2 protein-coding genes and 1 riboswitch are annotated in these 4,191 nt (G+C 57.6%); of the genes, one reads left to right on the forward strand and one right to left on the reverse strand.

The features are described from left to right. Nucleotides 1–129: 129 nt before the first annotated feature. A complete protein-coding gene (locus HMPREF2708_RS03745; protein ID WP_070832540.1) occupies nt 130–1,251 on the reverse strand; it encodes a Dyp-type peroxidase in 1,122 nt (373 codons plus the stop codon). A gap of 210 nt (nt 1,252–1,461) precedes the next feature. After that, a riboswitch (cobalamin riboswitch) is annotated at nt 1,462–1,644 on the forward strand. A 38-nt stretch (nt 1,645–1,682) separates the two neighbouring features. Between HMPREF2708_RS03745 and metE the strand changes: the two genes are divergently transcribed. Continuing rightward, nucleotides 1,683–3,992 (forward strand): 5-methyltetrahydropteroyltriglutamate--homocysteine S-methyltransferase, encoded by a 2,310-nt coding sequence (metE, locus tag HMPREF2708_RS03750; protein WP_070832541.1) that lies wholly within the window; start codon nt 1,683–1,685, stop codon nt 3,990–3,992. Nucleotides 3,993–4,191: the final 199 nt, after the last annotated feature.

Consider the following 4,191-nt stretch of genomic DNA (forward strand, 5'->3'; position numbering starts at 1 on the left):
CTGAGTTTATGACGAAAACGGTCAGAAATTTTGCCCGAAAGTGTCATAAACTCGGTCAGTTTCACATTTGCAGCCCGCCAGCTTTTTAGTCCGTCAGGCTTTAGCCCGTAGCACGCCAGCTTGCAGCCTCTACCCTTCAATCAGCTCCTGGCCCCAGTAGGAATCTGGGGTGGTGCCAGGGGCGATCCAATACACAGCGGAGCCGATGTGGCGGTTCCACTCATTGAGCAGGTCACCGCGATCCAAACGGGCCTGGATTGCGCTGAACTGGTTGTCCGGGTTCTTCTGGAATGCAACCCAGACCAGGCCAACGTTCGGTCCTTGGAACGGGAAGGCCGGCTCACCGGGCTGGTCTTCGTATGCATAGGCGCGGCGGCGCAGGGCGTCGTCAGGTTGGCCATCTTGCTCACGGGACAGTGCCAAGTGAGACTGGCGGTGGATGAGGTACTCTCCCTTGTCATCGATGGCGTCCATGTCCTCTTCGTCGAACTCGTCGTTGCCGCCGGAAAGAGGAGCGCCGGTGTGGAAGTCACGGCCGATAACGATGGAGCGTTCGTCGGTGCTGAGCTCATCCCAATTGTTCAGGTCGAGTGCGATACGGCGAACGACCATCACGCAGGAGTTGTTAATCGCCTTGTCCTTGGAGTCGATCCACACCTGTTCGGACCATTCATCCGGAGTGGACGGGTTGACGGTGCCGTCGAGCTGACCCAGCGGGTTGCGTGGGGTAGCGCCGTGTGGCTGCGAGCCCCAGGCGTAGGAGAAGCCCTTCTGGAACCACTTCACGCGAGCCCACGGAGCTGCTTTCTTTTCCAGCAGGCGGGCCGCGGCAGTAACGGTGACTAGGTCGTCACCGCACAGTTGCAACACAAAGTCCGACTGGCCCCATTCCGGGCGAAGCCTGTCGTGTTGGAAAGCGGGGATATCGTGCAGGCCAGCGGGCTTGCGCTCTGGTTTGCCCAGGATGTCGAAGATGGGCTCACCGAAACCGGCGGTAATGGTCAGATTTGCGGTGGCTGCGACCATTTCCGGTTCCAGATACCCCTCGATGTCCTGGCCTTGGGTGAGGCGGCGGGCAACGTCGGTAAGCGAGGAGAATAAGTCCTTCAGACCCGCTGCGTCGATGCCATCCTTCAGGTCTAATGCGACGAGGCGCAGGTGTGCCTGGCCGGGCTGTTCAATGCCTGACTGGACCGGGCCATCGAACGGAATCTTGGCACCCCTCAGGGAAGTGTCGGAAGCCTGGGTCACTCGAGGTCACTCCTTGAAAGAGGTGGGATGAATAGTCTTTATGACTACGAGCATAATCACATTGGCCCCAGCAGGAGAGCATCAAAGCAAAGGCTCGGGGAGGGGGGCTAAGTGAATGAGATATTTGTATATTGCGATATACTTCACATCCACAGCCGCCTCGAAGGTGTTCATAAAGGAAAGTGCTGCATATCGCACGTTTTCCGCGCAAGGTGTGTTTTGGAACCTAGCGTGCATGAGACCCTCGAGTTATGCAGGGGAATCCCGGTGCAAGTCCGGAACTGTCCCGCAACGGTAAGCATCACTGCCAGAGCTTTGGTTTATCCGACGCGTTGATAACCAATCTTGCAGTGATGACAAGTCCGAATGCCTGCCGGTTGTGCAATTTCATATCCGATGCTGATCACGACTGACGAGGAAATCACGAGATCATGGCAATTCACGCAACCCTCGCGGGCATTCCGCGGATAGGGCGTAATCGTGAGCTCAAAAGAGCTCTGGAAAACTACTGGCGCGACCCGGCGACCGGCGGCTTGCTGGCCGCGACGGCGCGCAATACTGTCAATAGCTACATCGGCGCGGCGCTGAAGGCGGGAATCGACTCGGTTCCGACAATTGGGCGCTCGTTCTACGACTCCATGCTGGATACATCGGCGCTGCTTGGAGTGCTTCCAGCCCGCTTCCAGGATGCCCCGAAAACGGACGGTTCCAATCTGCCAGGATGGATTAACCACTACTTCGCCACCGCTCGCGGTACAAAGACGCAGCCGGCATCCGCAATGACCAAGTGGTTCGACACTAATTACCACTACATCGTTCCGGAACTGTCGGCCAATACGGAATTCACCATCGACCTCACTGACTGGTTGGACGATTCCTGCAGCTTGAACAATGGCGCCACAACCATGTTGCGTCCACATTTGATTGGTCCAGTGACCTACTTGAGCCTGTCGCGTACCGACGATGGTTCTAACCCACTTGGCCTTTTGGAAAAGTTGACCGATGCGTACGCTGACGTCATTGCTCAACTGGGAGAGAAAGGCTTTGAGTGGATTCAGCTCGATGAGCCGGTATTGGTCACTGACCTCGACGAAGTGACACTTGCTAGGACTCGCCAGGTCTACGAGAAATTGGCTGGCGTGTCGGAGTCTGCAAATACCAAATTGTGGGTGCAGACCTACTTTGGTGATGGTGGTCAGGCACTGAAAACCCTTTCTGGCACAGGCGTGCAGGCCATTGGTTGCGACCTGGTAGCTGGTAGCGCCGAGCTGCCGCATTGGACTGGCAAGGAACTGCTGGTCGCGGGAATCGTCGATGGTCGTAATGTGTGGCGCACCGACTTGGATGCAGCCCTGGCGACGCTGGAGAAGCTGGCAGCTCGAGGCCCCATCGCGGTGTCGACTAGCTGTTCGCTGCTACATGTCCCGTACTCCCTGGCCTCGGAAAACCCGAGCGAAGAAGAAGCCGAGGTGCTGCAGTGGCTGGCCTTCGGCGATGAGAAAATCGCCGAGGTGACCCTCTTGGCGAGGGCGCTTGATGCCAAGTTGAATGACCGTCAACTCGATGCCGCGGATTTGAAGGTGTTGAGGGAGTCCCGGGCAGCACTGGCATCGAGGGCAGAATCGAAGCGGATTGTTAAGCCTGAAGTTCGTGAAGCTTTGGCGGCAATCGAGGATAGCGACCGTAACCGTTCCCCGTTTGCAGCTCGCCAGGCGGCTCAGGCTGAGACCCTTAACCTGCCTCCGCTGCCGACCACCACAATCGGTTCCTTCCCGCAGACCAATAGCATTCGACGTGCACGTGCACAGCTGCGCTCGGGAGAGCTCACCCCAGCTGACTACGAGTCGTCAATGCTCGCTGAAATTCGATCTGCCATTGAACAGCAGGAAGAACTGGGGCTCGATGTGCTGGTTCACGGTGAACCTGAGCGCAACGACATGGTCCAGTACTTCTCGGAGCAGCTGGACGGCTACCTTGCCACCACCAATGGCTGGGTCCAAAGCTACGGTTCCCGCTGCGTGCGGCCGCCGATTCTCTACGGTGATATCACCAGGCCAGAGCCGATGACGGTGCAGTGGTACAAGGCTGCAGCAAACATGACTGACCTTCCCGTCAAGGGAATGCTCACCGGGCCGGTGACCATGTTGGCATGGTCGTTTGTCCGTGATGACCAGCCCATTGGTGACACTGCGGATAACGTTGCGCTGGTTCTGCGCGATGAGATTGCAGATCTCGTGGCCGCTGGAGCGCAGATCGTACAGGTCGACGAGCCCGCCATCCGCGAGTTGCTACCACTGAATGAAGCCGACCAGCCCGCCTACCTGAAGTGGGCTGTGGGGTCCTTCCGCCTGGCTACCTCTGGTGTGGCTGACGACATCCAGATTCACACGCATATGTGCTACTCGGACTTCAATGAGCTTATCGACACCGTCGATGATCTCAACGCCGATGTCACGTCCATCGAAGCAGCTCGCAACGGTATGCAGGTGCTCGCAGCGCTGAAAAATGAGGGATACGTTCGCGGGATTGGTCCAGGCGTCTGGGACATCCACTCGCCTCGCGTGCCGACGGACGGAGAAGTCTACCAGCTCGTGGAAGATGCGCTCGAAAGCGTTGACCCCAACCTCCTGTGGATTAATCCGGACTGTGGTCTAAAGACCCGAGGTTGGGACGAGGTTACGGCTTCACTGAAGGTATTGGTGGCCGCAGCTCAGCAGGCTCGGTTGCAGCTAGCAGAGTAAGTCGCGAACTGCATAGCCGCAAAATAAATAGTGAGTTAAGTAGCAAAAAGTGTGTCCGGTCGGCGTGACGCTGGGTGGGTACCTTTTGCTACTTAGCCCTACTTAGCCGCCAATGCGAGTTAGTGACCTCGGTTATGGCTGGCGGCGCCGGGGCGATGCGAGTTAGTGCCTGAGTTTATGACGAAAACGGTCAGAAATT

The organism is Corynebacterium sp. HMSC073H12, from assembly GCF_001837775.1.
Lineage (GTDB): Bacteria > Actinomycetota > Actinomycetes > Mycobacteriales > Mycobacteriaceae > Corynebacterium > Corynebacterium amycolatum.

Bases quoted from the DNA above. Each gene is read 5' to 3' on its own strand.
- metE (WP_070832541.1), top strand. From the start codon at position 1,683: ATGGCAATTCACGCAACCCTCGCGGGCATTCCGCGGATAGGGCGTAAT.